Raw genomic sequence first — 2,293 nt, 5'->3', positions numbered from 1 at the left:
GTTGCAAATCTGGAAAACTCAAGCCTATTTTTGTAAAAGTTTAAGACTGGTTTAAACTCCAGTTTTGATTGCTGTAAAAAAGTTTTTATAAGTGCGGTTTATAATGAGAGGTTCCTGTATGATAGCCTGACAAGGCGTCAGATGCCTGTCCCTCATTGTCCAAACCCCAGAGCCATTCTTCGAGGGATGGGAGGCTGACTACTCATATAGGTGAGGCTCGTTGTAAACTGGATTCTTGCAAAAAATTTTCCCGCCTGAAAAACTGGAAATTTTCAAATATTAAGATAACAAAAGATTCATTTAGAAATTGTCCAAACTTAAGGGGTTAATCCGGATTCACTTTACGTTCTCCATAGCTTTCTTACCCTAGCGGTTCTCCCAGTTTTAGGCTGCTCGGAGTTCCACATTGTCTTGTGAGCTTTCTAACCCAGACGTTACTATCCACGCTAGTCACAATAGGGTTATCCCGAATGGATGGGATAGCCTTTCAGCAATATATTATGCGACTTCTTGTCGCACTTGCACACCTCTGTCTGAGTGATGTATTAATCCTTTAGATGGCTTATGCCTCATTACTGCATTATTTAGAGCTCTTATGCATAGTTCAGTTTTCATATTGCTATCTGTAGCCCACCCTACTATCTCCTTTGTAAATATATCTTTTACAGTAGCTAAATAAAGCCATCCTTCATCAGTACCAATATATGAAATATCTGTTACCCATACTGCACCTGGTTTATCTACGTTGAAATTTTGATTTAAAATATTTTCTGCTACAGGTAGTTTATGATTAGAGTTTGTTGTTGCTTTATATTTGCGTTTTCTTTTGGAATACAGCATATACTCACGTTGAATACTATGAAGCCTTTTACGGCTACACTTTGGAAAGCTCTCTCGAACATCCATTAGCATTTTATCAAGTCCACACATACCTTTAGTTTCATTGTAGCTTTTTAAGGCAACATCAATAATACCTTGAGTTTCTATTTTCCTTTTACTCACAGGCCTTTTAAGCCAATCGTAGTATCCACTCCGTGATATTTTATTTAATTCGCACATCTTCTCAACAGGAAACACGGAGCTGTATTTCCTTATGAACTTATAAACTATTTCCGGTTGTCTTGAACGAAGATGTCGACTGATTTTTTTAATATATCTACAGTTTGCTGTAAATCCGTGGTTTTCTTTTTCTCTTCTCTCAGCTGAGCTTCAAGTTCAGCTATACGATTGTTTTCTGGAATCTTTTTTTCATCCTCAGCTTTTAACCAGTTGCGTATTGTTTGATCATTTACTCCAAAATCATTAGCTACCTTAGTAATTGACTGTTTTTCTTCCCGGATCAGCCTAATAATATCTGCTTTAGATTCATTGTTATGTTGATTACTTTGATTTGACACACTTATCCCTCCATAGGTTTATTTTACCCTAACTCACGTGTGTCCAGCAACTCGGGTATATAGCAGTCGGATATTTTAGTTAGTTGCTCGGAAAAGGAGTACAATATGTTAAATGAGATAATGAGATAAGTTATAACAATACACCTAAAGCATTGTATAGAATCGTTTATAAATGGAATAGCCTTAATAAAAATACAGGAAAAATGGTTAAAGTTATTAAGGCCAATTGATTATGGAACAATGATTTTGTGCTAAATATATGAACTTGTTTAGCCCTAAGGTACTATCCACAGGAGTTTTATAACAAGGAAAGTCTTAATAATTGTTCACCATATAATGATTATTAAGTGATTGTGACCAGGTCTCAAAAAATGTATGCTTTTGGGGATGTTAATGGACTCAGTTATTAACTGTACGAAATTAAAGTCGTATAATAAAAGTTTAAAATTTTTAAAAATAATTTTTTAAAAGTGTTGACATAGTATAAAAAACATGTTAATCTATCAAAGTTGCTTCTAACGAAGCGTTGGACTTTGAAAAGTAAACAGTGTAAAAAGACGAAAGAAACTCGTTAATTTTAAGATGAAGCTTTAAAGATTCATCAAATTTGAGTAACTTGCGAACTTTAAAAAAGTCAGTAAGTAGAAAATGATTTAAGATTTACTAAGCGTTTTTCGCGGATAATGGCGGTTTAGCCATTATGTAAGCGAAAACATACGATAAGTTAATCTTAAACATTGAAACATTAAATGAGCTAATTAAATTTTCAAATATTAATTTGAGAGTTTGATCCTGGCTCAGGACGAACGCTGGCGGCGTGCCTAACACATGCAAGTCGAGCGGAGATATATAGCAATATATATCTTAGCGGCGGACGGGTGAGTAACGCGTGGGTA

Annotated in this window: 2 protein-coding genes and 1 rRNA gene; 1 reads left to right on the top strand and 2 read right to left on the bottom strand. The window is 35.0% G+C overall.

Annotated elements, in window-relative coordinates; all coding sequences use genetic code 11:
* Positions 1 to 498: 498 nt before the first annotated feature.
* On the bottom strand, positions 499 to 1,143 hold the full coding sequence (locus tag VIO64_RS03330; RefSeq protein WP_331915135.1) for an IS3 family transposase: 645 nt from the start codon (positions 1,141 to 1,143) through the stop codon (positions 499 to 501).
* Positions 1,107 to 1,397 carry a transposase gene (locus VIO64_RS03325; RefSeq protein WP_331915133.1) on the bottom strand — a complete coding sequence of 97 codons (291 nt, stop codon included), beginning with the start codon at positions 1,395 to 1,397 and terminating at the stop codon, positions 1,107 to 1,109. The genes VIO64_RS03330 and VIO64_RS03325 overlap by 37 nt, the downstream gene beginning before the upstream one ends.
* 774 nt (positions 1,398 to 2,171) lie before the next feature.
* On the opposite strand from VIO64_RS03325, the gene VIO64_RS03320 reads away from it, so the two are divergent.
* Positions 2,172 to 2,293, top strand: a 16S ribosomal RNA gene (locus VIO64_RS03320); the annotation flags it as partial.

This window comes from Pseudobacteroides sp., assembly GCF_036567765.1.
Classification (GTDB): domain Bacteria; phylum Bacillota; class Clostridia; order Acetivibrionales; family DSM-2933; genus Pseudobacteroides.
The sequence above is the reverse complement of the archived record's forward strand: the minus strand, read 5'-3'. Positions and strand labels throughout refer to the sequence as shown.